General features: G+C 75.4%; 1 pseudogene. It reads left to right on the forward strand.

Features of this window, described 5'->3' with window-relative positions:
* Positions 1-841, forward strand: a pseudogene (locus IEX99_RS22220) (transposase); the annotation flags it as partial.

The raw sequence follows: 841 nt of genomic DNA on the forward strand, positions 1-841 counted from the left end.
CCGTTCAGCCGGGCCCAGTCGTTCCTGCTGCCGGCGGATGCCAAGGGGTGGCTTCCGGCGGAGGGCGCGGCGCATTGCGTGGTGGCGACGGTGGGGCGGATGCCGGCCGGCGCCGTCGCGGTGCGGCCGATCCCCGGCGGCAGGGCGCAGGACCACCCGCGGCGGCCGCTGGCGCTGATCTACGCTTACGCCGACGGCATCTTCTCCTCGCGCCGGATCGAGCGGGCGACGCACCGCGACCGCGGCGTGCGCTACGTGGCGGCGAACCTGCATCCCGACCACGACACCATCGCCGCCTTCCGCCGCACCCGGCCGCGCCGCCTTCGAGGCGGCCTTCCTGCAGGTGCTGCTGCTGGCCAGGGAGAGCGGCCCGCCGCGGCTCGGCACGGTGGCGACCCGCGGCACCAGGCTCGACGCCAACGCCTCCAGGATGCGCCGAGCTTCGCCGCCACCATCCTCGGCATGGAGGCGGGCATCGGCCTGCCGCAGACCGTCCTCGCCGACACCGGCTTCGCCTCCGCCGAGGCCGTCGCCGCCCCGCAGGCCCGGAACATCGAGCCGCTGGTCGCCATCGGCCCCACCGGCCCTGCGACTTCCGGCCCCCACCCCAGCCCAAGGCAGCGCGCCGCATCACCGAACCCCGGCGCCTCGCCATGCGCGCCAAGCCGGAGACCGAAGATGCCAAGGCCCGCTACGCCCGCCGCAAGCAGACCGTCGGGCCCGTCTTCGGCATCATCAAGTCAGCCCTCGGCTTCGCCCGCTCCCATCTCCGCGGCCTCGCCAACGTCGCCGCCGAGTGGACCCTGATCGCCCTCGCCTACAACGGCCGCAGGCTCCACCG

Origin of the sequence: Caldovatus sediminis, from assembly GCF_014644455.1 — a bacterium.
Lineage (GTDB): Bacteria > Pseudomonadota > Alphaproteobacteria > Acetobacterales > Acetobacteraceae > Caldovatus > Caldovatus sediminis.